The 25,927-nt window shown below is 38.6% G+C and carries 19 protein-coding genes, 2 tRNA genes and 2 rRNA genes; 22 read left to right on the top strand and 1 reads right to left on the bottom strand.

The annotated features are described in order from the left end of the window. Positions 1-45: 45 nt before the first annotated feature. On the bottom strand, positions 46-1,980 hold the full coding sequence (gene iolD, locus A6B43_RS04275; RefSeq protein ID WP_124211294.1) for a 3D-(3,5/4)-trihydroxycyclohexane-1,2-dione acylhydrolase (decyclizing): 1,935 nt from the start codon (positions 1,978-1,980) through the stop codon (positions 46-48). A gap of 261 nt (positions 1,981-2,241) precedes the next feature. On the opposite strand from iolD, the gene A6B43_RS04270 reads away from it, so the two are divergent. From A6B43_RS04270 to A6B43_RS04165, 22 genes are all read left to right on the top strand, one after another. Beyond that, on the top strand, positions 2,242-4,158 hold the full coding sequence (locus A6B43_RS04270; RefSeq protein ID WP_124211293.1) for a bifunctional 5-dehydro-2-deoxygluconokinase/5-dehydro-2-deoxyphosphogluconate aldolase: 1,917 nt from the start codon (positions 2,242-2,244) through the stop codon (positions 4,156-4,158). A gap of 440 nt (positions 4,159-4,598) precedes the next feature. After that, positions 4,599-6,491, top strand: a complete 1,893-nt coding sequence (gene mnmG, locus A6B43_RS04265; RefSeq protein ID WP_124211292.1) for a tRNA uridine-5-carboxymethylaminomethyl(34) synthesis enzyme MnmG — start codon at positions 4,599-4,601, stop codon at positions 6,489-6,491. 1 nt (position 6,492) lies between these two features. Continuing rightward, on the top strand, positions 6,493-7,104 hold the full coding sequence (gene rsmG / locus A6B43_RS04260) for a 16S rRNA (guanine(527)-N(7))-methyltransferase RsmG (protein WP_124211291.1): 612 nt from the start codon (positions 6,493-6,495) through the stop codon (positions 7,102-7,104). Positions 7,105-7,439: 335 nt separating this feature from the next. Continuing rightward, a complete protein-coding gene (locus A6B43_RS04255) occupies positions 7,440-7,772 on the top strand; it encodes an ATP synthase subunit I (protein ID WP_170152434.1) in 333 nt (110 codons plus the stop codon). A gap of 34 nt (positions 7,773-7,806) precedes the next feature. Continuing rightward, entirely contained in the window at positions 7,807-8,598 is a 792-nt protein-coding gene (atpB, locus tag A6B43_RS04250) for a F0F1 ATP synthase subunit A (protein ID WP_124211289.1), read from the top strand. Positions 8,599-8,731: 133 nt separating this feature from the next. Further along, on the top strand, positions 8,732-8,986 hold the full coding sequence (atpE, locus tag A6B43_RS04245) for a F0F1 ATP synthase subunit C (protein WP_124211288.1): 255 nt from the start codon (positions 8,732-8,734) through the stop codon (positions 8,984-8,986). Between the two features lie 61 nt (positions 8,987-9,047). After that, positions 9,048-9,518, top strand: a complete 471-nt coding sequence (gene atpF, locus A6B43_RS04240; protein ID WP_124211287.1) for a F0F1 ATP synthase subunit B — start codon at positions 9,048-9,050, stop codon at positions 9,516-9,518. A gap of 13 nt (positions 9,519-9,531) precedes the next feature. Continuing rightward, positions 9,532-10,065 (top strand): F0F1 ATP synthase subunit delta, encoded by a 534-nt coding sequence (gene atpH, locus A6B43_RS04235; protein ID WP_124211286.1) that lies wholly within the window; start codon positions 9,532-9,534, stop codon positions 10,063-10,065. A gap of 12 nt (positions 10,066-10,077) precedes the next feature. Beyond that, positions 10,078-11,619 carry a F0F1 ATP synthase subunit alpha gene (atpA, locus tag A6B43_RS04230; protein ID WP_124211285.1) on the top strand — a complete coding sequence of 514 codons (1,542 nt, stop codon included), beginning with the start codon at positions 10,078-10,080 and terminating at the stop codon, positions 11,617-11,619. Between the two features lie 22 nt (positions 11,620-11,641). Beyond that, positions 11,642-12,508 carry a F0F1 ATP synthase subunit gamma gene (gene atpG, locus A6B43_RS04225; RefSeq protein ID WP_124211284.1) on the top strand — a complete coding sequence of 289 codons (867 nt, stop codon included), beginning with the start codon at positions 11,642-11,644 and terminating at the stop codon, positions 12,506-12,508. 22 nt (positions 12,509-12,530) lie between these two features. Beyond that, positions 12,531-13,904, top strand: coding sequence for a F0F1 ATP synthase subunit beta (atpD, locus tag A6B43_RS04220; RefSeq protein WP_124211283.1), 1,374 nt, complete (start codon positions 12,531-12,533; stop codon positions 13,902-13,904). 38 nt (positions 13,905-13,942) lie between these two features. Continuing rightward, the gene (locus A6B43_RS04215; protein WP_124211282.1) at positions 13,943-14,362 is read left to right on the top strand and encodes a F0F1 ATP synthase subunit epsilon; all 420 of its coding nucleotides are present in this window, start codon (positions 13,943-13,945) and stop codon (positions 14,360-14,362) included. Positions 14,363-14,484: 122 nt separating this feature from the next. Next, positions 14,485-15,474: a substrate-binding domain-containing protein gene (locus A6B43_RS04210; RefSeq protein ID WP_124211281.1), complete on the top strand. Its 990-nt coding sequence runs from the start codon at positions 14,485-14,487 to the stop codon at positions 15,472-15,474. 156 nt (positions 15,475-15,630) lie between these two features. Further along, positions 15,631-16,050: a D-ribose pyranase gene (gene rbsD, locus A6B43_RS04205; RefSeq protein WP_124211280.1), complete on the top strand. Its 420-nt coding sequence runs from the start codon at positions 15,631-15,633 to the stop codon at positions 16,048-16,050. Positions 16,051-16,058: 8 nt separating this feature from the next. Beyond that, positions 16,059-17,579, top strand: coding sequence for a ribose ABC transporter ATP-binding protein RbsA (gene rbsA / locus A6B43_RS04200; RefSeq protein ID WP_124211279.1), 1,521 nt, complete (start codon positions 16,059-16,061; stop codon positions 17,577-17,579). Next, positions 17,560-18,522, top strand: a complete 963-nt coding sequence (gene rbsC / locus A6B43_RS04195) for a ribose ABC transporter permease (RefSeq protein ID WP_418902974.1) — start codon at positions 17,560-17,562, stop codon at positions 18,520-18,522. Before rbsA ends, rbsC begins: the two co-directional genes overlap by 20 nt. Positions 18,523-18,618: 96 nt before the next feature. Further along, positions 18,619-19,491, top strand: coding sequence for a ribose ABC transporter substrate-binding protein RbsB (rbsB, locus tag A6B43_RS04190; RefSeq protein WP_124211278.1), 873 nt, complete (start codon positions 18,619-18,621; stop codon positions 19,489-19,491). Positions 19,492-19,563: 72 nt separating this feature from the next. Further along, positions 19,564-20,499 (top strand): ribokinase, encoded by a 936-nt coding sequence (gene rbsK, locus A6B43_RS04185; RefSeq protein ID WP_124211277.1) that lies wholly within the window; start codon positions 19,564-19,566, stop codon positions 20,497-20,499. A gap of 346 nt (positions 20,500-20,845) precedes the next feature. Next, a 16S ribosomal RNA gene (locus A6B43_RS04180) occupies positions 20,846-22,386 on the top strand. 70 nt (positions 22,387-22,456) lie between these two features. After that, positions 22,457-22,533: transfer RNA gene (locus A6B43_RS04175), tRNA-Ile, on the top strand. Positions 22,534-22,565: 32 nt separating this feature from the next. Further along, positions 22,566-22,641 (top strand) — tRNA-Ala (locus tag A6B43_RS04170). 304 nt (positions 22,642-22,945) lie between these two features. Continuing rightward, positions 22,946-25,844: ribosomal RNA gene (locus A6B43_RS04165) — 23S ribosomal RNA — on the top strand. Together the 16S and 23S rRNA genes with 2 tRNA genes alongside form the textbook arrangement of a ribosomal RNA operon. Positions 25,845-25,927: the final 83 nt, after the last annotated feature.

Genomic DNA, 25,927 nt, shown 5'->3' with positions numbered 1-25,927 from the left:
AATCAAGGAAATATGCAAATTATTTACATATCACACCGCTTGTTATTAATATTTTCTAGCTAACGCTAAATTCTGTTTCGAACGCTGAGATGCTTGTTGAATACTCTCTTTATTTGATACTTCAGCAATACCAACATGCCACCAACATTCGTAGCCATGAGCCATCGTTTTTGGTAATACTTTAATATCAATTAAGGTAGATACTGACTGCCGTTTTGCATCAGCTAGCGCATCTAATAATTCTTTTTCATTAGTCACTTTATAAGTTTTACAGCCATAAGAAGCCGCATTCATTGCAAAATCAATAGGAATGAGTTGTCCATTTAACTGGTTAGATACTAAATCACGGAAACGAAATTCAGTACCAAAACTATCCATTCCATTACCGAGTTGTAAATTATTGATACAGCCATTCGCCATATTATCAAACAAAACTACATTGATTTTTTTACCTTCCTGAATAGAAGTAACTAACTCAGAGTGGGCCATTAAATAAGATCCATCACCAACCAGAGCATAAACTTCACGTTCTGGTTGAGCTATTTTTACTCCAACCGCTGCACTTACTTCATATCCCATACAAGAATAACCATACTCTAAATGATAGCTATCTTCCGCTTTGCAACACCACGTTCGTTGTAAATCACCTGGTAAACTCCCAGCTGCCGCCACAATAATGGCATCATCTTCAATAGCATTATTTATAATTCCAAGCACTTGAGTCTGTGTTAAACACGACTTCGTTAATTCAATAAATTCTCGATGTACTTTTTTATAATCAAGGCTATCTTTAATTTCTGGTACAAATTCATTATCAAATTTTATTTCATGTAAGCGTAATAGCTCTTCATCTAACATTCTCTTAGCTGTATAAACCGAATCTTCCCATTGAGTTTGGTAAGCAATAGGTATAACATTCATCAATATTTCTAATGTTTGTTTAGCATCTGCAACTACCTGAATACCATCTAATTTATACGCATCAAAACGAGCAATATTGATATTCAAAAAATCGACATCTGGCGATTGAAATAGCCATTTAGATGACGTGGTAAAATCTGTATAACGTGTTCCAACACCAATGACTAAATCAGCTTCTTTTGCAAGCATATTTGCAGCTAAACAACCTGTTTCACCAATTCCACCTACATTTAAAGGATGATTTGAAATAATTGCACTTTTCCCAGCTTGAGTTTCCGCAATGGGAATACCAAATTTTTCAGCAAAAGATTGTAATAATTTACCAGCCTGTGAATAACGAACACCTCCACCACATATAATGAGTGGCTTTTTCTTAGATAAAATCAATTTTACCGCATCATCAACCATTTGCTGAGTTGGTAACATTCTCTCTAAACGATGGACTCTTTTTTGAAAGAAGCTGACTGGAAAATCAAAACTCTCTGTTTGAACATCTTGCGGTAAGGCTAAAACTACAGCACCTGTTTCAGCAGGATCTGTTAGAACTCGCATTGCATTTATACACGCTGACATTAACTGCTCTGGTCGTTGAATACGATCCCAATATTTACACACTGGACGAAAAGCATCATTAGTGCTAATACTCAAATCATAGGATTGTTCTATTTGCTGTAAAACAGGATCTGGCTGACGGCTTGCAAAAACATCGCCAGGTAGTAGTAGTAATGGTATTCTATTCGCCGTTGCTGTTGCAGCTGCAGTTACCATATTTGCAGCACCAGGCCCTACCGATGAAGTACAAGCAATAATTTGTTGTCGCTTATTCTGCTTTGCAAAACCAATAGCTAAATGAGCCATTCCCTGTTCATTACGGCCTTGATATAAGGTTAAATCCCCCATATCCTGTTCTAATGCCTGACCAATTCCTAATACATTTCCATGGCCAAAAATGGCAGCAATACCTTTTATAAATTTAATTTCTTTCCCATCAACATTAATATATTGATTATCTAAAAATTTAACTAGTGCTTGAGCAACTGTTAATTGTATTGTTTGCATACGATGTTCCTTTATTAAAAGTAACGTATTAAATATTTTATTACTTAAAAAATGAAAAAATAATTTCATTTATCATACCAAATGATTCCTAATCAAAATGTGATCACATTCTCATTTTTATATTTTATTCTATCTAGCTATCTGAAGTTTGAATCTGATCACAAAAATAATATATCTACCTGTTTAAGTTTGAATTAAAAATTTCATTTTGATATATTATAGAAAATATTTTTTATATCAATATATTATAAAGGAGTTGATATGGTTATGGTCGCTCATCAAGAACGTCCCTTAGATTTAATTTGTTTAGGACGCATTGCTGTTGATTTATATGGTCAACAAATTGGTTCACGCTTAGAAGAAATGACTAGTTTTGCTAAATACCTAGGAGGTTCATCAGGTAATGTTGCATATGGTACAGCTATTCAAGGTCTACGATCTTCAATGCTTGCCCGTGTCGGTGATGAACATATGGGACGTTTCTTACGAGAAGAACTACAAAGCGTTGGCGTGGATACTAGTCACTTGATCACAGATAAAGATCGCTTAACTGGGTTAGTCATCCTTGGAATTAAAGATAAAGAAACCTTTCCACTTATCTTTTACCGTGAAAATTGTGCAGATATGGCGATAACAAAAGAAGACTTTAGCGAAAACTATATTGCTTCTAGCCGAGCACTAGCTATTACTGGTACACATCTTTCACATCCTAAAACTCGTGAAGCAGTTTTAACTGCTCTGAAATATGCTAAAAACAATGATGTAAAATGTGCTTTAGATATTGACTATCGCCCTGTTCTTTGGGGACTAACCTCTCTAGGAGACGGAGAAACTCGTTATATTGATTCTGCGGAAGTTACTTCATCACTACAAAACGTTTTACATCATTTTGATGTTATTGTTGGTACAGAAGAAGAATTTCATATTGCAGGAGGATCAACAAATACTCTTGAGGCATTAAAGACTGTTAGACGTTTTACAAATGCAGTGTTAGTTTGTAAGCGAGGCGCATTAGGTTGCTCTGTATTTGAAGGAGTATTACCAGATGATCTTAATGGTGGGTTAAACATCTATGGTGTAAAGGTTGAAGTGCTAAACGTACTAGGAGCAGGTGATGCTTTTATGTCTGGTTTAATGAGAGGCTACCTAAATAATGAAGGCTGGGAACAATCTTGTCGTTACGCAAATGCTTGTGGAGCATTAGTCGTTTCTCGCCATGGCTGTGCACCTGCTATGCCAACAAAAAAAGAATTAGATGACTACCTAACACGAGCTAATACTATTTTACGCCCAGATATAGATGAAAATCTAAACCATTTACACAGAACTACGACACGCAAAAAACAGTGGGATAACCTCTGTATCTTTGCCTTCGATCACCGTAAACAACTTATTGATATTGCAAATAAAGTAGGGGCAGATATTAATCGTATTCATACATTGAAACGATTATTATTACAAGCATTAGAACGAACTGCTGAAAATACAAATTTAATCAATGGAAATGCAGGCTTACTTGCAGATACTACTTTTGGACAGGATACTCTCAATGCTATTACAGGTAAAAATTACTGGATTGCTCGTCCTATAGAAGAGCCATCTTCTCGACCATTAGAGCTAGAATATGGTGATCTAGGGAGTCAATTAATTAACTTTCCCCAGAATCACATCATAAAATGTTTGGTATTCTACCATCCACAAGATCAACAAGAACTAAAAGTTCGGCAAGATAGAAAATTGACTGAGATCTATCAAGCATGCTGTAGAACTGGCCATGAGTTATTATTAGAAGTCATTTTACCTCCTAAAATGGAACATAATGAAAATTATTATACTGAGATAGTTGAACATCTTTATAAATTAGGTATTAAGCCTGATTGGTGGAAACTTCCTGCTGTATCTTCAAAAATCTGGCAAGATCTTACCGTTTGTATTGAACAATACGATCCTCATTGTCATGGCATATTAATCTTAGGACTAGATGCACCATTAGACCAATTTAAAACTATTTTCAGTAATGCTAAACCTTATCGTAAAATAAAAGGATTCGCAGTAGGGAGATCTATTTTTGGTAATCCTTCTGAACAATGGCTTGCAAATAAAATTAACGATGAACAATTAATTGAACAAGTTTCGTTTAATTATCAAACACTTATTGATTATTGGAAACAGCGGTAAGCATTTATATTCCATTTATGAATGGAGTTAATATTTTATATTAGCTCCATTTTTTATGAGTTTCACCCTTGTGGATAACTTTGCATTATAAATGTGATCAACTTGGGATCTTAGTATGTATCTTTTTATAGTTTTATTCCTTTGTGGATAACTGTGATAGTTATCCATAGTTTAGATCGTTAATCATCTCTCTTTATATTCAAGTTTTAATTATGATAACCTATTGATTTTTAATACATATTAAATATTATCCACAAAACTATTACTATATAATAATCATCATAATAATAGATCTCTATATAAAGATCTTATTAATATTAAGAGAGCCTTTTTAGATCATTAGATCCTGCTCAAAGATCTGAAAATGCTTTGTTCATGCTTTACTTTTTCAGGTAGAATAGATCCACTTAACTTATCTTTGTAATATTTTAGGCAATAAAATGATTTATTCAGAAAACTATGATGTGATTGTTGTAGGTGGCGGGCATGCAGGAACGGAAGCTGCTTTAGCTCCAGCACGAATGGGATTAAAAACTCTACTTTTAACCCATAATATTGATACTTTAGGACAAATGTCTTGTAATCCTGCAATTGGTGGTATTGGAAAAGGTCATTTAGTTAAAGAAATCGATGCGATGGGAGGCTTAATGGCATTAGCTACCGATCAAGCAGGAATTCAATTTAGAACGCTAAACAGTAGTAAAGGACCTGCAGTTCGTGCAACACGTGCACAAGCTGACCGTGTTCTTTACCGTCAAGCTGTACGAGTAGCATTAGAAAATCAAGAAAATTTAGATTTATTTCAACAAGAAGTCATAGATATTTTAATTGAAAGTGGAAAAGTAACTGGTGTTGTAACAAAAATGGGGCTTATTTTTAGGGCTCATTCTGTAGTACTAACTGCAGGAACATTCTTAGCGGGCAAGATCCATATTGGATTAGATCATTATACAGGTGGTCGAGCGGGAGATCCGGCATCAGTGTTGCTTGCAGAGAGATTAAGAGATCTTAATTTACGAGTTGATCGTTTAAAAACAGGAACACCACCTCGTTTAGATGCTAGAACAATAGATTTTTCACAATTAGCAGAACAACATGGTGATGAAATATTGCCAGTATTTTCATTTATGGGATCGGTAGATTTGCATCCTCGTCAAATACCTTGCTACATCACCCATACAAACGAGAAAACACATGATCTTATTCGAAATAGTTTAGATCGTAGCCCAATGTATACGGGAATTATTGAAGGAGTGGGACCACGTTATTGTCCTTCTATCGAAGATAAAGTAATGCGTTTTAGTGATCGTAATAGCCATCAAATTTACTTAGAGCCAGAAGGTTTAACCAGTAATGAAATATACCCAAATGGAATTTCAACTAGTTTACCTTTTGATGTTCAAATGGGGATTGTTCATTCAATGAAAGGTTTAGAAAATTGTCGTATTATTAAACCAGGCTATGCGATTGAATATGATTATTTTGATCCGAGAGATTTAAAACCAACACTTGAAACAAAAGCAATTAGTGGACTTTATTTTGCTGGGCAAATTAATGGTACAACGGGTTATGAGGAAGCTGCAGCTCAAGGGTTATTAGCGGGTATTAACGCAGGTTTACAAGTACAAAACAAAGAACCGTGGTTTCCGACTCGGGATCAGGCTTATACGGGAGTATTAGTTGATGATCTCTGTACGCTGGGTACAAAAGAACCCTACCGTGTCTTTACTTCCCGTGCAGAATATCGGTTATTACTAAGGGAAGATAATGCGGATATTCGTTTAACGCCTACAGCTCATAAATTAGGTTTAATCAGTGAAGAACGCTGGGTTCGTTTTAATCAGAAAATGGAAAATATTGAGAAAGAGCGTGAGCGTTTAAAACAGATTTGGATTCATTTACAAAGTCCTCATTTAGCTGAAATTAATGCTTTATTAAGCAGTCCTTTGACAAGAGAAGCGAATGGCGAAGATCTTATTCGCCGACCAGAAGTTACTTATGACAAATTGACAGCTGTTGAACTTTTTGCTCCAGCAATTGATGATAAGCAAGCTTCAGAACAAGTTGAAATTGCGATCAAATATCAAGGTTATATTGATCATCAATATCAAGAGATTGAACGGCATAAACGTCATGAAAATACGCTAATTCCTGATGAATTTGACTATGATAAAGTTGAAAGTTTATCTAATGAAGTTAGGGCTAAATTATTGCAACATCGTCCTGTTTCAATTGGACAAGCTTCTCGAATTTCTGGAATTACGCCAGCGGCAATTTCAATTTTATTAGTAAATTTGAAAAAACAGGGAATGTTAAAACGAGGCGAATTGTAAAATGTTAGAAAAATTAGACCGCTTGCTGAGTCAAACTAATTTAGAGTTTTCTGCATTACAAAAACAACAGCTTGTTAATTTTGTGGAGTTGCTCAATAAATGGAATAAAGCCTACAATTTAACATCTGTCCGTGATCCAAATGAAATGTTAGTTAAGCATATTATGGATAGCCTTGTGGTAAATCCTTACTTACAAGGCGAAATATTTATTGATGTAGGTACTGGACCTGGGTTACCAGGTATTCCCCTTGCTATTGCAAATCCAGATAAAAAGTTTGTATTACTTGATAGCTTAGGTAAGCGGATTACCTTTATTAAAAATGCAATTCACCAGTTGGGGTTAAAGAATGTTGAACCCGTATTGAGCAGAGTTGAAAATTTTAACGAATATCAATTTGATGGTGTATTAAGCCGAGCCTTTGCTTCTTTAAAAGATATGGTGAATTGGTGTAACCATTTACCGAATTCAAATGGTCGATTCTATGCATTGAAAGGTCAATATCATATGGATGAATTAGAGGAAATTACCCAGCCTATTCAGTCAGTAGAGGTTGTTAGATTGGAAGTTCCTGAGTTAGTAGGCGAACGTCATTTAATTGTTTTGCAGAAATAGCCAATTTTTCTTTTAAACATTGTAAAATTTATACTAAAACAGCCGCTTGATTACCTGTTAGGTTAAATCACATTTTTAGCAAAAAATACCATAAGTTGAAAAAATAGGAAAAAAATCATAAAAATGTGAATGAGTTAACGTTCTTTCTTTATTTTATAGGTTGGAATTAAAGTGCGAGTAACGTATAATTCTTAGGATTTATATACAAATCGTGTATTTTAAGGAATTTTAGCAAACGTTTAACTAAAATTTAACGGGAAATTTAACGGAAACCACGAGAAAGTTAAAATATGTCAGCAGTGTTAAGGCGAGCAAAAAGCTTTTATTGTAAAGCGATGATAGTAGAATTCGTTATTTGCTTGAGTTTAACATTAGTGATCGCATTATGTAGCTCTTTTCATCAAGCATATTCTTTCTTTTTAGGTTCTCTTATTGCGTTTTTTCCACAAATTATTTTTATTTATTACGTTCTTTTTCGTAAAAATACCCAAAAAGTTACCGCTTTATACCGTGGAGAAGGGCTTAAATGGTTGATAACGATTGTATTAATGGTTTTTGTATTAAAGACAGCAATATCATTAAATATGATGATTTTTTTTGCAGGCTATTTTTTAGGCTTGTTTTGTAATGGGATTTTTCCTATTTTTCTGAATAGGCAGACTCAATAATTTTTTAATTATTTTTAATTTAAAGGGATAAATTATGGCTGGTCAAACAACGGCTGACTATATAGGTCACCATTTAACATTCTTAAAAACAGGTGATGGATTTTGGAATGTACATATCGATACCCTATTATTTTCTGTACTTGCTGGGGGAATTTTCCTATTTTTATTCTACCGAGTTGCAAAAAAAGCTACCACAGGTGTACCAAGCAAACTTCAATGCTTAGTTGAAATCCTAATTGAATGGGTTGATGGTATGGTGAAAGATAACTTTAATGGTCCTCGTCAAGTTATTGCCCCATTAGCATTAACGGTTTTTTGTTGGGTATTCTTAATGAATACAATTGACTTAATTCCCGTAGATTTTCCCCCGCAGGTCGCAGAATTATTTGGTATACATAATTTACGAGCAGTACCTACAGCAGATATTAATGCAACCTTAGGTATGGCTATATGTGTTTTTGCATTAATTCTGTTCTACACGATTAAATCTAAAGGTGTTACGGGATTTATCAAAGAATATACCCTACATCCATTTAATCATTGGGCGTTTATTCCAGTAAACTTTTTGCTAGAAATGGTAACTTTAATTGCAAAACCTATTTCGTTAGCGTTCCGTTTATTTGGGAATATGTATGCGGGTGAGTTAATCTTTATCTTAATTGCTGTAATGTATATGGCTGATAACTTCTTATTACAGGCATTAGGTTTACCGCTCCATTTAATTTGGGCAATATTCCATATTTTGGTGATAACGTTGCAAGCATTTATTTTTATGATGCTAACTATTGTGTATTTAAGTATTGCTTATAATAAAGCAGAGCATTAATCGGGTGTGTAAGCGGTTATTTATTTGATTAATTTTGCAATAAATAACTGATTATGAAGTCCGAACATATAATTTAACTTTTTATTAACCCTAGCCATTTGGCTTTTTTCCTTCACATTTTATGGAGAACATTATGGAATCAGTAATTTCAGCAACAATTATTGGCGCATCAATTCTACTTGCTTTTGCCGCACTTGGTACTGCAATTGGTTTCGGACTTTTAGGTGGCAAATACCTAGAGTCTTCAGCTCGCCAACCAGAGTTAGCGAATAGCTTACAAACTAAAATGTTTATTGTTGCAGGTCTTCTTGATGCGATTGCAATGATTGCAGTAGGTTTATCTTTACTTTTTATCTTCGCAAACCCGTTCCTTGATTTATTGAAATAAGTCGGATTTGTTTAACCCTAGTTATTTTTAGGTAACTTAGCTGACTTTTGAGGAGGGCGTTGTGAACTTAAATGCAACACTAATTGGCCAACTAATCGCATTCGCACTTTTTGTGTGGTTTTGTATGAAGTATGTTTGGCCACCGCTAATTAAAGCGATCGAAACTCGTCAAGCAAATATCGCTAATGCATTAGCAAATGCCGAGAAAGCAAGACAAGAACAGGCTGACACGAAAATTTTAGTGGAGCAAGAATTAGCTAAAGCTCGTGAAGAAGCACAACAGATCATTGATTTAGCAACGAAACGTCGTAATGAAATTTTAGAGTCTGTTCAGGCAGATGCTGAGGTAGAAAAAACGAAAATTATTGAACAAGGCTATGCTGAAATTGAAAGTGAGCGTAAACGTGTTCAAGAAGAATTGCGTCAGAAAGTGGCTACATTAGCCATTGCTGGTGCAGAAAAAATTGTGGGTCGTTCTATTGATGCCGCAGCGAACAATGACATTATTGATAAATTAGTGGCAGAATTATAATTAAGAGGGGCCTATGTCAGAACTAACTACAATAGCTCGCCCCTATGCTAAAGCGGCGTTTGATTTTGCTTTAGAACAAGGTCAATTAGATAAATGGCAAGAGATGTTATCTTTCTCTGCGTTAGTGGCTCAAAATGATGAAGTTCGGAGTTTAATTAACTCATCATTTGCAACCCCAAAAATTGCAGATACTTTTATTGCTATTTGTGCAGAACAACTTGATCAATATGGGCAAAATTTCATTCGTGTAATGGCTGAAAATAAACGTTTAATGGCGTTACCTGTAATTTATCAGGCATTTATTGATTTACGCACTAGTTATGAAGCAATAAAGGAGATTTTTGTAACTTCTGCTGCTCCGCTAACTAATGCACAAGAATTAAAAATTGCAGAAGCTATGAAAGCTAAATTACACAGTGAAGTTCGTGTTATTACTAATGTTGATCCAACATTATTAGCAGGTGCTGTTATTCGTTATGATGATACAGTTATTGATGGTAGTAGCAAAGGGCAATTAAACCGTTTGAGCCGAGAGTTGTGCTTGTAAGAGGAATATAAAATGCAACTAAATTCAACAGAAATTAGTGAATTGATAAAAAAACGTATTGCGCAGTTCAATGTGGTTAATGAAGCACAAAGTACGGGAACAATTGTTTCAGTAAGTGATGGTGTAATTCGTATCCATGGTTTATCTGATGTAATGCAAGGTGAAATGATCGCATTACCTGGTAATCGTTATGCAATTGCACTTAATTTAGAGCGAGACTCTGTAGGTGCTGTTGTAATGGGACCTTACGCTGATTTAGCGGAAGGCATGGAAGTAAAATGTACAGGACGTATATTAGAAGTACCAGTTGGACGTGGTTTATTAGGCCGTGTTGTAAATACTTTGGGACAACCAATTGATGGTAAAGGAGAGATTGAAAATGATGGTTTCTCGCCAATTGAAGTAATTGCCCCTGGTGTTATTGACCGTAAATCCGTTGATCAACCTGTTCAAACAGGCTATAAAGCAGTCGATTCAATGGTACCAATTGGTCGTGGTCAGCGTGAGTTAATTATCGGAGACCGCCAAACAGGTAAAACCGCATTAGCGATTGATGCAATTATCAATCAGCGTGATTCCGGTATTAAATGTATCTATGTAGCTATCGGACAAAAAGCATCAACTATTTCTAATGTTGTTCGTAAGTTAGAAGAACACGGAGCATTAAAAAATACAATTGTTGTTGTTGCATCTGCTTCTGAATCAGCAGCATTACAGTATCTTGCACCTTACTCAGGTTGTGCGATGGGTGAATATTTCCGTGATCGTGGTGAAGATGCGTTAATTGTTTACGATGATTTATCAAAACAAGCGGTCGCTTATCGCCAAGTTTCACTTCTTTTACGTCGTCCACCAGGTCGGGAAGCTTACCCAGGTGATGTATTCTATCTACATTCTCGTTTACTTGAACGTGCATCTAGAGTTAATGAAGCCTATGTAGAACGTTTTACAAATGGCGAAGTAAAAGGAAAAACAGGATCACTGACTGCATTACCTATTATTGAAACGCAGGCAGGCGATGTTTCAGCATTTGTTCCAACAAACGTAATTTCAATTACAGATGGTCAGATTTTCTTAGAATCAAATCTATTTAACTCAGGCATTCGACCAGCGGTAAACCCAGGTATTTCGGTGTCTCGAGTAGGTGGTTCTGCACAAACTAAGTTAGTTAAAAAATTAGCGGGTGGTATTCGTACTGCATTGGCTCAATATCGTGAATTAGCAGCATTTGCTCAATTTGCCTCAGATCTTGATGAAGCTACACGCAAGCAATTATCTCATGGACAAAAAGTAACTGAGTTATTGAAGCAGAAGCAATTTTCACCAATGTCAGTTGCTCAATTAGGGCTATCATTAGCAGCAGCAGAATTTGGCTATTTAGATGATGTGGACGTCGAACGTGTGGGTTCATTTGAAGCAAATCTTTTAGATTATGCAGCAAATAATTATGCAGATTTTATGCAAGAACTTTCTCAATCAGGCAACTATAATGATGATATCAAAGCAAAATTGATCGAAATTTTGGATAGCTTCAAAAAAAATAGTGCTTGGTAATCTACTTTAGCGGAGAAATAATATGGCAGGTGCTAAAGAGATAAGAACTAAAATTGCGAGTATTCGTAATACGCAAAAAATTACTAAAGCGATGGAAATGGTAGCGACATCGAAAATGCGTAAAACGCAAGACAGAATGTCAATGTCTCGCCCATATTCTGAGTCTATTCGTAGAGTAATTAGCCATATTGCCAAAGGTAACATTGAATATAAACACCCATTTTTAACGCCAAGAGCAGTAAAAAGGGTCGGCTATCTTATCATATCAACCGATCGTGGATTATGTGGTGGGTTAAACATCAATTTATTTAAAACAGTATTAAATGAATTGAAAAAAAATAAAGATCAAGGTGTCGATATTCGTGTTGGATTAGTTGGCAGTAAAGCAATTTCATTTTTCCAATCACTTGGGGTGGAAATTAGATCACAAGTATCAGGCTTAGGTGATACGCCTGTAATGGAAGATTTAGTTGGTGTTGTAAACGGAATGATTAATGATTACCGTAATGGCGAAATTGATGAAGTGTATGTTGTATATAATACGTTTATAAATACAATGTCGCAAAAACCAACAATGCAAAAATTGCTTCCATTACCTGCACTTGATGACGATCATTTAGCATCTAAAGGCTCGTGGGATTATATCTACGAACCAAGCCCAAAAGTATTGTTAGATAGTTTATTGGTTCGTTATCTAGAATCTCAAGTATATCAAGCGATTGCAGAGAATCTTGCATCTGAACAAGCGGCTCGAATGGTAGCAATGAAGGCAGCCACAGATAATGCAGGTAATTTGATTGATGAATTGCAATTAGTGTATAACAAAGCACGTCAAGCAAGTATTACAAATGAATTAAATGAAATTGTTGCAGGTGCAGCAGCAATTTAATCAAAAAAATAGAGGAACGGTAATGGCAACGGGAAAAATTGTACAGGTCATCGGTGCGGTAATCGATGTAGAGTTTCCACAAGATGCAGTACCCAAAGTTTATGATGCATTAAAAATTGAAACAGGTTTAACTCTTGAAGTTCAACAGCAATTAGGCGGCGGAATCGTACGTTGTATTGCTCTTGGTACGTCAGATGGTTTAAAACGTGGTTTAAAAGTTGAAAATACTCACAAAGCGATTGAAGTGCCTGTTGGGGTAAAAACGCTTGGACGTATTATGAATGTATTGGGTGAGCCTATTGATGAAGCAGGCCCTATTGGCGAAGAAGAACGTTGGGCTATTCATCGCCCTGCTCCAAGCTATGAAGAACAATCAAATAGTAGTGAACTGTTAGAAACAGGAATCAAAGTTATCGACTTAATTGCTCCATTTGCAAAAGGAGGTAAAGTTGGATTATTTGGTGGTGCGGGCGTAGGTAAAACTGTAAATATGATGGAGCTAATCCGTAATATTGCGATTGAACATTCAGGATATTCTGTATTTGCAGGGGTTGGTGAACGTACTCGTGAAGGTAATGATTTCTACCACGAAATGAAAGATTCTAATGTTCTTGATAAAGTATCATTAGTTTATGGTCAGATGAATGAACCGCCAGGTAACCGTTTACGTGTTGCATTAACTGGCTTAACTATGGCTGAAAAATTCCGTGATGAAGGTCGTGATGTATTATTCTTTGTAGATAATATCTATCGTTATACTTTGGCAGGAACAGAAGTATCTGCTTTATTAGGTCGTATGCCATCAGCAGTAGGTTATCAGCCAACATTAGCAGAAGAAATGGGAGTATTACAAGAGCGTATTACTTCAACTAAAAAAGGTTCTATTACTTCAGTACAAGCAGTTTATGTCCCCGCAGATGACTTAACAGACCCATCACCAGCGACAACATTTGCTCACTTGGATTCAACGGTAGTACTAAGTCGTCAAATCGCTTCTTTAGGTATTTATCCTGCGATTGACCCATTAGATTCAACATCTCGTCAGTTAGATCCTCTCATCGTGGGTCAAGAACATTATGATGTTGCACGAGGCGTACAAGGCACACTTCAACGCTATAAGGAGTTGAAAGACATCATTGCGATTTTAGGTATGGATGAGCTTTCTGAAGATGATAAATTGCTTGTTGCTCGTGCTCGTAAAATTGAACGCTTCTTATCACAACCATTCCACGTGGCAGAAGTCTTTAATGGTGTACCAGGTAAATTTGTGACATTAAAAGAAACAATTCGTGGCTTTAAAGGTATTTTGGCAGGAGAATATGATCATATTCCAGAACAAGCGTTCTATATGGCAGGTTCAATTGACGAAGTAATTGAAAGAGCGAACAAGATGTAATTGTTCCCTAAGCTGAATTAGGTAAAAAGGAGAACAAAATGGCATCTCAATTTGAATTAGTCATTGTGAGTGCAGAGCGTCAAATTTTCTGCGGGCAAGTTGTTAGTATTCGAGTTTCAGGTATTGATGGTGAATTGGGGGTATATGCAGGGCATACCCCTCTATTAACCGCAATTAAACCCGGAATGGTTAAATTTGTTTTTGCTGATGGTAAAGAAGAATTTATCTATGTATCTGGTGGTTTCCTTGAAGTTCAGCCGACAACAGTAACCGTGTTGGCTGATACCGCAATTCGAGGAGAAGAACTTGATGAGCAACGTATTTTAGCGGCTAAGCGCAGAGTTGAAGAAACGCTAAGTAAAACAAATGATGCAGATTTAACCGCAAAATTAGCAAGAGAAATTGCTAAACTGCGGGTTTATGAACTCACAAAAACAAAATTAGCAAATAGACGTTAATTTAAAATAACGCTTTAGCTGAAACTAAAGCGTTTTTTATTTAGTTAGGTAATTAGCCAAGCGGTTATTTACCACTAAATTTTTGTCAAAAATCTTTAGGAACTAATATATTAAGGAGCGGTATGGCAACAATGAAAGATATTGCTCGGCTTGCTGGTGTATCGCTCTCGACAGTTTCTCATGTTGTAAACCGATCTCGTTTTGTGAGCCCTGAAATTACGGAACGGGTACAAAATATCATTACAGAGCTTAATTATAAACCTTCTCTTGTTGCTCGCAGTCTAAAAATAAAAGAAACCAATACATTTGGAATGTTAGTAACAGCAAGTAATAATCCTTTCTTTTCAGAAGTTGTTCGCCAGGTTGAGTGTTATTGTGAACGGCATCATTATCATCTTATCGTGGTTAATACAGATAATAATTCCCAGAGTTTAAAAAAGCATCTTGATCGCTTATTAGCAAAGCAAGTCGATGGATTGCTGCTAATGTGTTCTGAGCCTCAAAGTGTGGATATGAAAATAATGGCAAATATTCATTTACCAATGGTAGTGATTGACTGGTGGCAACAACCAGTGAATGCAGATATTATTCATGAAAATTCAGAACTTGGTGGTTATCTTGCAACAAAAGCTTTGATTGACGCTGGTTATACAAAAATTGCGGTTATTACGGGTGAATTATCTAAATCTCTGTCAGTGAATAGGCTAAAGGGATACAAGCGGGCATTTATAGAAAAAAATTTACCAATCTGTGAAGATTGGATTGTGGAAAGCCATTTTTGTTATGAAGGTGGGGTTCAGGCTACTTCTAAACTACTTTCATTGCCGAACCGTCCCCAAGCAATTTTCGCAATGAGTGATAGTATTGCGATTGGTGCCTATCACGCCATTTGGCAGGCAAAGTTAGCAATTCCACAAGATATTGCAATCATTGGCTATGATAATATTGAATTAGCTCAATTTCTTTCACCTCCTCTTTCTACTATTCATCAACCTAAAGCTCGTTTAGCTAAAAATGCTGTAGAGCAACTTCTTGCTCGAATTAATGATCCAAATAAGCCGTTTAAGACTACTCAACTTACCCCAGAGCTTATAGTGAGACAATCGTTTTAAATAAGTACGGCATATAATGAAATATCGCAGTTAAAGTATTTTTTGACTCACTTCACATTTTTAAGTAAATCCGATTGTTTTTGAATGAGATTTTTCTTACTCTTCTGTTATCGAAACGTTTCGATAAGCATTTATTTTAACGTTAAGGGAATATAAATGAAGAAAACTACCCTCTTAAATGCACCGCTTTCCCATTTAATTGCCACAATGGGGCATACGGATAGCATTACAATATGCGATGCGGGTTTACCTATTCCAACTTCACAAAAGTGTATAGATTTAGCTTTAACACAAGGTGTTCCTGATTTTTTATCCACATTGCAAGCGGTAATTTCTGAGTTATTTGTGGAAAAAGTGATCTTAGCTGAAGAGATTAAGTTAAATAATCCCCAACTTAAACAAAAAATTATTGCAATAATTGAACAACTAAGAATAGAACAAAATAAAGAGATTACTTTGGAATATATATCGCACGAGCAATTTAAACAGCGTTCAGCTCAAGGAAAAGGCGTGGTAAGAACAGGCGAATGTTCGCCTTATGCTAATGTCATTTTGTATTCAGGTGTGCCATTTTAGGTGATGTGATGAATGCTCTACTAAAAATTAACGGGATAGATAAGTCTTTTCCGGGAGTACAAGCTTTAAAAAATGCCTGTTTGAATGTTTACGTAGGTAAAGTAATGGCATTGATGGGTGAAAATGGTGCGGGTAAATCCACGTTAATGAAAATTCTGACGGGAATTTATCAGTACGATGCGGGTTCGATCGAATATTTAGGTCAACCAGTGAAATTTACTAACCCAAAAGCCTCTCAGGAGGCTGGGCTGAGTATTATTCATCAAGAGCTAAATATTTTAGGTAATTTATCTATTGCTGAAAATATTTTTCTCGGGCGTGAGTTTACTCATAAATGGGGAGGAATTGACTGGCGCAAAATGTTTGAAGAATCTGACCGCTTATTACAACAGCTTGGCGTTCCTTATTCCAGTAAAACAATGGCGAGTGAGCTGTCGATCGGTGAATTGCAAATGATTGAAATTGCAAAGGCGCTGAGTTTTAAATCAAAAGTGATTGTGATGGACGAACCGACAGATGCTTTAACGGAAACTGAAACCTCATCATTATTTGCTGTTATTCGAGGGCTGAAGGAAAAGGGCTGTGGCGTTGTTTATATTTCTCATCGTATTAAAGAAATTTTTGAAATTTGTGATGATGTGACGGTATTGCGTGATGGGCAATTTATTGGTGAGAAAGCAGTAAGTGAACTTTCTGAAGAAAGTTTGATTGAAATGATGGTTGGGCGAAAATTAGAAGAGCAATATCCGTATATAAATGTGCCACAAGGTAATATTCGTTTGCAGGTTGAGAATTTATCCGGTAGTAGTATCCATCAAACTTCTTTTGAATTGCGTAGTAGTGAAATTTTAGGAATATCAGGGTTAATGGGTGCTGGACGAACAGAGCTGATGAAACTTATTTATGGGGCATTACCGAAAACAGCAGGGAGAATTTATCTAAATGGTAAATTAATTGAAAATCGTACCGCTCAAGAAGGATTACATAACGGCATTGTTTATATTTCGGAAGATCGAAAAAATGATGGGTTAATTTTAGGTATGTCAGTCAAAGAGAATATGTCGCTGACGGCATTACAATTCCTTTCAAAATTTGGGCTAGTTAATGCTGAATTAGAGAAAACGGCAGTTGATGATTTTATTTTGATGTTTAATATCAAAACACCGCATCGGGACAAATTGATTGGGGAGCTTTCTGGTGGTAATCAGCAAAAAGTTGCTATTGCAAAAGGTTTGATGACACATCCTAAGGTATTGATTTTAGATGAACCTACTCGTGGTGTTGATGTTGGTGCGAAAAAAGAAATTTATCAGCTAATCAATCAATTTAAGGCAGAGGGATTAAGCATTATTATGGTGTCAAGCGATATGCCAGAAATTTTGGGAATGTCCGATCGTATTTTAGTTATGCGAGAAGGAAAAATTAGTGGTGAGTTATCACGTCAAGATGCGACACAAGAAAAGATTTTATCCCTAGCGATTGGTAAAGATACATTTGATAAGAGAATAAATGATGAAAGAACAGCGTAAATTAACACAATTTTTAATTGAACAGCGTTCCTTAGTTGCGCTGTTTATATTGATCGTAGTAGTTTCTTTTCTAAACCCACATTTTTTTAGTTTGGATAATTTGCTTAATATTCTTCGGCAAACCTCTGTTAATGCCATTATTGCGATTGGCATGACCTTTGTTATTTTGATTGCAGGTATTGATCTTTCTGTTGGATCAGTGCTTGCATTGACAGGAGCCGTCGCTGCAACATTGGTTAGTTTGGATTTTCCACTTTGGATCGTTATGCCAACAGTCTTAATATTTGGTGGAATTATCGGGCTAATTAATGGGATATTAGTTGCTTTTGGTAAAGTTCAGGCATTTATGGCAACACTTATCACAATGTTGTTATTGCGTGGTGTAACGATGATTTATATGGGGGGGCGCCCTATTAGTACTGGAGTTTCTGATAGTTCGGATATTTTCTCGGAAATTGGTACTGGTGTATGTTTCGGTATTCCTTTTCCTGTTTGGTTAATGTTCGTTTTATTTGCTTGTGCTTGGTTATTACTTACCCAAACTCGTATAGGGCGTTATATTTATGCTTTAGGTGGAAATGAGGCTGCAACAGCATTATCTGGTATCAATGTGAATAAAGTAAAACTGTTTGTCTTTACGTTAAGCGGTATGTTAGCAGCGTTAGCAGGTATGATTGTTACAGCCCGATTAGGCTCTGCTCAGCCAACAGCAGGAACAGGTTACGAATTAGATGCAATTGCTGCGGTTGTTGTCGGTGGTACATCTTTAATGGGTGGAAAGGGACGAATTATAGGCACATTGATCGGGGCCTTAATTATTGGTTTTTTGAGTAATGCACTTAATTTGTTAGATATAGATTCTTATTATCAGCTTGTTGCAAAGGCTCTAGTCATTCTTACTGCGGTGGTTTTAGATAATTTTATCGGGCGTAATAAAACCTAACAAGCGGTTAGATTCTCACTTAATTTTGCAATTTACTTATATTTATAGTGAGCGTTGTTTAACTCACTGTTTTTAAACTCTAAACAGGAGATTTCTATGAAAAAATTGACTTCTTTAGCCCTTACCTTAGGTTTGGTTTTCAGTACTTCTGCAATGGCACAAGAAACTATTGCACTTGCTATTTCAACATTAGATAACCCTTTTTTTGTTACGCTAAAAGAAGGGGCAGAGAAAAAAGCTCAGGAATTAGGCTATAACTTAATTGTACTAGATTCCCAGAATGATCCAGCCAAAGAGCTTGCAAATGTAGAAGATGTTACAGTTCGTGGCGCGAAAGTATTGCTAATCAATCCAACAGATTCCGAGGCTGTTGGAAATGCAGTTGCCATTGCTAATAAAAAGCATATCCCTGTTATTACTCTAGATCGAGGAGCAAATAAAGGCGATGTTGTCAGTCATATTGCTTCAGATAATGTATCTGGCGGAAAAATGGCGGGAGATTTCATTGCAGAGAAAGTGGGTAAGCAAGCAAAAGTAATCCAATTAGAAGGTATTGCAGGTACATCAGCAGCCCGTGAGCGAGGAGAAGGTTTTAAACAAGCAGTATCAGCGCATCAACTCGATGTATTAGCTAGCCAACCAGCTGATTTTGATCGTACAAAAGGTTTAAATGTAATGGAAAACTTATTGGCGAGTCACGGCTCAGCTAAAGCTGTGTTTGCACAAAACGATGAAATGGCATTAGGTGCATTAAGAGCAATTAAAGCGACAGGGAAAGAGATTATTGTCGTTGGGTTTGACGGTACAGATGATGCGGTGAAAGCGGTGCAAAATGGTAAGTTAGCGGCAACAATTGCCCAACAACCTGAAAAAATTGGTGAACTAGGGGTAGAAACGGCAGCTAAAGTGCTCAAAGGCGAAAAAGTAGAAAGTAAAATTCCAGTACCATTAAAAGTAATTACAAAATAGATTAGAGAGAGCTTCTTTTGAATTGGTTTCAAGTTAAAAGAAGCTCTTTTCAGAATAGGTTAAATGAACTAGATGAAGAATAAACTTTGTGTATTAGGTAGCATTAATGTTGATCATATTGTGCGAGTACCTTATTTCCCAAATGCGGGAGAAACTTTGTTAGGTTATGATTATCAGAGAGCTTATGGCGGGAAAGGAGCAAATCAAGCAGTGGCTGCTGCCCGGTTAGGAGCAAATGTGCAATTTATTGGGGCTGTGGGTGATGATCTGATTGGGCAAGAAATGAAGCGTGCTTTTACCGAAGAAGGAATAGATACTTCAGCGATTACAACGCTTTCAAACCAGAATACAGGATTAGCAATGATTCAAGTTTCTGATAAAGGCGAAAATAGCATTGTTGTTTCTTCTGGAGCAAATAGCTGTGTTTCAGCGGAGTTAATTGAACAGTTGAAATCAGCGATTGAACAATCTTCAATCTTATTAGTTCAATTAGAAATACCTCAGCAAGCGGTTGAATACGCAATAAATTTTGCAAAATCAGTTGATACCAAAGTCGTATTAAATCCAGCCCCTGCGACAAAGTTATCGTCTAGTTTGCTTGCACAAATTGATATGATCACGCCCAATGAAACAGAAACAGAAATCTTAACGGGGATAAAAGTTTATGATGATCAGACCGCTTTCCAAGCTGCACAATATTTTCACCAATTTGGAATACGGCAAGTATTGATTACATTAGGTTCAAATGGTGTTTACGTCAGCGATAGAAATAGTAATAAACAAGGAGAAATTGTTCAAGGTTTTAGGGTTAAAGCAGTAGATACAACAGCGGCTGGTGATACATTTAATGCGGGTATTGTTACAGGTTTGCTAGAGGGGAAAACATTAGAGGAATCTATTATTTTTGCTCATGCAGCTGCTGCGTTATCGGTAACTCGAATAGGCGCTCAAGCTTCCATTCCGACGAGAGAAGAAGTCGATTGTTTTTTAGCTGAACAAAAAAACTAGCGATAAATAAAAGATAAAAAAATAAACATTAATAGATTGCGTTTTCATCTGGTTGATTTATTTTTCATCTTTTGATGTAATTTTCAAATATTTTTGCAAAAAGTACTTGCGTGCGTTTTAGAAATACCTATAATACGCACCACACAACGACGCGCTGTTGTGAATTAATAAGATTGATTTGATAGTGCGTCGTTGTTTTGTTCTTTAATAATGTATCAGACAATTTGTGTGGGCACTTGTTGATGTTAATTTGTAGTTATAAGTATATAAAGACAAGACTTAATGAGTGCTAACTTGAAAATTCATAAAGAAGTAATAGAGTCAGTATTGATTGAGCGAAAAGATTAAATTGAAGAGTTTGATCATGGCTCAGATTGAACGCTGGCGGCAGGCTTAACACATGCAAGTCGAACGGTAACGGGTAAGTACTTGTACTTATGCTGACGAGTGGCGGACGGGTGAGTAATGCTTGGGAATCTGGCTTATGGAGGGGGATAACTACGGGAAACTGTAGCTAATACCGCGTATAATCGAGAGATGAAAGGGTGGGACCTTCGGGCCACCTGCCATGAGATGAGCCCAAGTGGGATTAGGTAGTAGGTGAGGTAAGGGCTCACCTAGCCGACGATCTCTAGCTGGTCTGAGAGGATGACCAGCCACACTGGAACTGAGACACGGTCCAGACTCCTACGGGAGGCAGCAGTGGGGAATATTGCACAATGGGGGGAACCCTGATGCAGCCATGCCGCGTGAATGAAGAAGGCCTTCGGGTTGTAAAGTTCTTTCGGTGATGAGGAAAGCTTGGGTGTTAATAGCACTTGGGTATGACGTTAGTTACAGAAGAAGCACCGGCTAACTCCGTGCCAGCAGCCGCGGTAATACGGAGGGTGCGAGCGTTAATCGGAATGACTGGGCGTAAAGGGCACGCAGGCGGTGACTTAAGTGAGATGTGAAAGCCCTGGGCTTAACCTAGGAATAGCATTTCATACTGGGTCGCTAGAGTATTTTAGGGAGGGGTAGAATTCCACGTGTAGCGGTGAAATGCGTAGAGATGTGGAGGAATACCGAAGGCGAAGGCAGCCCCTTGGGAATATACTGACGCTCATGTGCGAAAGCGTGGGGAGCAAACAGGATTAGATACCCTGGTAGTCCACGCTGTAAACGATGTCGATTTGGGGATTGGGCTTTGAGTTTGGTCCCCGAAGCTAACGCGATAAATCGACCGCCTGGGGAGTACGGCCGCAAGGCTAAAACTCAAATGAATTGACGGGGGCCCGCACAAGCGGTGGAGCATGTGGTTTAATTCGATGCAACGCGAAGAACCTTACCTACTCTTGACATCCAGAGAATCCTGTAGAGATACGGGAGTGCCTTCGGGAGCTCTGAGACAGGTGCTGCATGGCTGTCGTCAGCTCGTGTTGTGAAATGTTGGGTTAAGTCCCGCAACGAGCGCAACCCTTATCCTTTGTTGCCAGCGGGTTATGCCGGGAACTCAAAGGAGACTGCCAGTGATAAACTGGAGGAAGGTGGGGATGACGTCAAGTCATCATGGCCCTTACGAGTAGGGCTACACACGTGCTACAATGGCGTATACAGAGGGAAGCAAGATGGCGACATGGAGCGAATCTCACAAAGTACGTCTAAGTTCGGATTGGAGTCTGCAACTCGACTCCATGAAGTCGGAATCGCTAGTAATCGCAAATCAGAATGTTGCGGTGAATACGTTCCCGGGCCTTGTACACACCGCCCGTCACACCATGGGAGTGGGTTGTACCAGAAGTAGATAGCTTAACCTTCGGGAGGGCGTTTACCACGGTATGATTCATGACTGGGGTGAAGTCGTAACAAGGTAACCGTAGGGGAACCTGCGGTTGGATCACCTCCTTACCAACGACGAATTGCGTTAATAAGCGCTCACACAAATTGTCTGATAAGAGAATAATTAAGGTCATCCGTTGGGTCTGTAGCTCAGGTGGTTAGAGCGCACCCCTGATAAGGGTGAGGTCGGTGGTTCAAGTCCACTCAGACCCACCACTCGTAAGTGAGTGACAAACGGAAGATGGAATGGGGATATAGCTCAGCTGGGAGAGCGCCTGCCTTGCACGCAGGAGGTCAGCGGTTCGATCCCGCTTATCTCCACCAATTCATCATACTTAAGGTTATGTTGCTTATATACGTTTATATAAGAGATGATAAATAACATGAATTTAAGTATGATGATTAATTAACTTTAATTGTTATATCTGTTCTTTAAAAATTTAGAAACAAGCTGAAAATTGAGATTTTTTCAAGCGGTGTTGAGTAATCTACTTAATATATTATTAAGAGTTTTCTCATCACGCCAAAAAGTCTGAGTAAAGAAAAGCCTTGTGTGAACAAAAGCACACAAGCAAATAACCAGTTGTTTACCGATATCAACACAAATCCAAAATATTTGAGGTTGTATGGTTAAGTGACTAAGCGTACACGGTGGATGCCTAGGCAATCAGAGGCGAAGAAGGACGTGCTAATCTGCGAAAAGCTTGGATGAGTCGATAAGAGGCGTTTAATCCAAGATATCCGAATGGGGAAACCCAGTAGATGAAGAATCTACTATCCTTAGCTGAATACATAGGCTAAGGAAGCAAACCGGGAGAACTGAAACATCTAAGTACCCCGAGGAAAAGAAATCAACCGAGATTCTGTCAGTAGCGGCGAGCGAACGCGGAAGAGCCAGTAAGTTTTAGCAATAAATTAAGAGGAATCGTCTGGGAAGTCGAGCCATAGCGGGTGATAGCCCCGTACTTAAATAGTTTTTTGTGGAACTAAGCTTACAATAAGTAGGGCGGGACACGTGATATCCTGTTTGAAGATGGGGGGACCATCCTCCAAGGCTAAATACTCCTGATTGACCGATAGTGAACCAGTACCGTGAGGGAAAGGCGAAAAGAACCCCAGTGAGGGGAGTGAAATAGAACCTGAAACCGTGTACGTACAAGCAGTGGGAGCGGAGCAATCTGTGACTGCGTACCATTTTGTATAATGGGTCAGCGACTTATATTTTGTAGCAAGGTTAACCGAATAGGGGAGCCGTAGGGAAACCGAGTCTTAACTGGGCGATGTAGTTGCAAGGTATAGACCCGAAACCCGGTGATCTAGCCATGGGCAGGTTGAAGGTTGGGTAACACTAACTGGAGGACCGAACCGACTAATGTTGAAAAATTAGCGGATGACTTGTGGCTGGGGGTGAAAGGCCAATCAAACCGGGAGATAGCTGGTTCTCCCCGAAATCTATTTAGGTAGAGCCTTATGTGAATACCTTCGGGGGTAGAGCACTGTTTCGGCTAGGGGGCCATCCCGGCTTACCAACCCGATGCAAACTGCGAATACCGAAGAGTAATGCATAGGAGACACACGGCGGGTGCTAACGTTCGTCGTGAAGAGGGAAACAACCCAGACCGCCAGCTAAGGTCCCAAAGTACTAGTTAAGTGGGAAACGAAGTGGGAAGGCTTAGACAGCTAGGATGTTGGCTTAGAAGCAGCCACCATTTAAAGAAAGCGTAATAGCTCACTAGTCGAGTCGGCCTGCGCGGAAGATGTAACGGGGCTAAAACTAGTCACCGAAGCTGCGGCATCAGACGAAAGTCTGTTGGGTAGGGGAGCGTTGTGTAAGCGGATGAAGGTGAATCGAGAGGTTTGCTGGACGTATCACAAGTGCGAATGCTGACATAAGTAACGATAAAACGAGTGAAAAACTCGTTCGCCGGAAGACCAAGGGTTCCTGTCCAACGTTAATCGGGGCAGGGTGAGTCGGCCCCTAAGGCGAGGCTGAAAAGCGTAGTCGATGGGAAACGGGTTAATATTCCCGTACTTGGATAAACTGCGATGTGGGGACGGAGAAGGTTAGGTTAGCAGACTGTTGGATGTCTGTTTAAGGCGGTAGGTGGAGAGATTAGGCAAATCCGGTCTCTCTTAACACTGAGAACTGATGACGAGTGTCTACGGACACGAAGTAACTGATACCACGCTTCCAGGAAAAGCCACTAAGCTTCAGGTTTATCTAAACCGTACTGAAAACCGACACAGGTGGTCAGGTAGAGAATACTCAGGCGCTTGAGAGAACTCGGGTGAAGGAACTAGGCAAAATAGCACCGTAACTTCGGGAGAAGGTGCGCTTATGGTAATTGTAGTCCCTTGCGGACGAAGGTGAAGTAAGTCGAAGATACCAGCTGGCTGCAACTGTTTATTAAAAACACAGCACTCTGCAAACACGAAAGTGGACGTATAGGGTGTGATGCCTGCCCGGTGCTGGAAGGTTAATTGATGGTGTTATCGAAAGAGAAGCTCCTGATCGAAGCCCCAGTAAACGGCGGCCGTAACTATAACGGTCCTAAGGTAGCGAAATTCCTTGTCGGGTAAGTTCCGACCTGCACGAATGGCATAATGATGGCCAGGCTGTCTCCACCCGAGACTCAGTGAAATTGAAATCGCCGTGAAGATGCGGTGTACCCGCGGCTAGACGGAAAGACCCCGTGAACCTTTACTATAGCTTGACACTGAACATTGAATTTTGATGTGTAGGATAGGTGGGAGCCTTTGAAGCAGTGACGCTAGTCATTGTGGAGGCGTCCTTGAAATACCACCCTTTAACGTTTGATGTTCTAACGAAGATTACGAAACGTGGTCTCGGACAGTGTCTGGTGGGTAGTTTGACTGGGGCGGTCTCCTCCCAAAGAGTAACGGAGGAGCACGAAGGTTTGCTAATGACGGTCGGACATCGTCAGGTTAGTGCAATGGTAGAAGCAAGCTTAACTGCGAGACAGACAAGTCGAGCAGGTGCGAAAGCAGGTCATAGTGATCCGGTGGTTCTGAATGGAAGGGCCATCGCTCAACGGATAAAAGGTACTCCGGGGATAACAGGCTGATACCGCCCAAGAGTTCATATCGACGGCGGTGTTTGGCACCTCGATGTCGGCTCATCACATCCTGGGGCTGAAGTAGGTCCCAAGGGTATGGCTGTTCGCCATTTAAAGTGGTACGCGAGCTGGGTTTAGAACGTCGTGAGACAGTTCGGTCCCTATCTGCCGTGGGCGTTGGAGAATTGATTGGGGCTGCTCCTAGTACGAGAGGACCGGAGTGGACGCATCACTGGTGTTCCAGTTGTCTCGCCAGAGGCATTGCTGGGTAGCTAAATGCGGAAGAGATAAGTGCTGAAAGCATATAAGCACGAAACTTGCCAAGAGATGAGTTCTCCCAGTCTATAAGACTGTAAGGGTTGTTGGAGACTACGACGTAGATAGGTGGGGTGTGTAAGTGTAGTGATACATTGAGCTAACCCATACTAATTGCCCGAGAGGCTTAACCATACAACCTCAAGTGTTTTGGAGTTGATGTAGGGTAAAGATTGGTTATAGAAGATAACGAAAGATGAATGAAGAAAGGTTCAGAC

Origin of the sequence: Vespertiliibacter pulmonis, from assembly GCF_013377275.1 — a bacterium.
In the GTDB taxonomy this organism is placed as follows: Bacteria; Pseudomonadota; Gammaproteobacteria; order Enterobacterales; family Pasteurellaceae; genus Vespertiliibacter; species Vespertiliibacter pulmonis.
This window is presented reverse-complemented; position numbering and strand designations above follow the sequence as displayed.